Origin of the sequence: Micromonospora sp. M51, from assembly GCF_018070305.1 — a bacterium.
Lineage (GTDB): Bacteria > Actinomycetota > Actinomycetes > Mycobacteriales > Micromonosporaceae > Micromonospora > Micromonospora parva.
On record NZ_JAGPXZ010001485.1, the window covers coordinates 1 to 483 of the forward strand.

Genomic DNA, 483 nt, shown 5'->3' on the forward strand with positions numbered 1-483 from the left:
GTGATCAGCAGGGTGCGACTCATCGGCCAGCCTCCCGGGCGTACGCGCGGGCGGCGGCCATCCGCTCCACGGTGGACGGATGCGAGGCCGAGTAGAGGTATTCCCAGCGGGGCGGGTCGGGATCGCCGAGGTTGACCGAGCCGAGCCGGCGCTGCATCGACTCGAAGGACTCCGGGTCGTTGGTGAGCGCGAGCGCGTGTGCGTCGGCCCGCGCCTCCACCCGACGGGACATCAGCGCCTGCACCGGGGCGGCGACCAGCCCGGCCACTGTGACCAGGGCGACCAGCAGCGGAAACGCGGCAGGTTGGGCCACCGAGTCGACGCCGGCCAGCCGCAGCAGTGGACCCCACGAGCCGAGCAGGTAGAGCGCCACCACCGCCGCCGCCGCACCCAACGCCCCGGTCAGCGTGCCGACCGCCACGTCGGAATCCTTCGCGTGCCCCAACTCGTGCGCCACGACGGCGGTCACCTCGGCCGGGGTCG

At 73.7% G+C, this 483-nt stretch carries 1 protein-coding gene; it reads right to left on the minus strand.

The window, feature by feature from the left end:
* Positions 1-19: 19 nt before the first annotated feature.
* The coding region (locus KBX53_RS35575; RefSeq protein ID WP_210864096.1) for a M48 family metalloprotease at positions 20-483 on the minus strand (464 nt) is incomplete at its 5' end.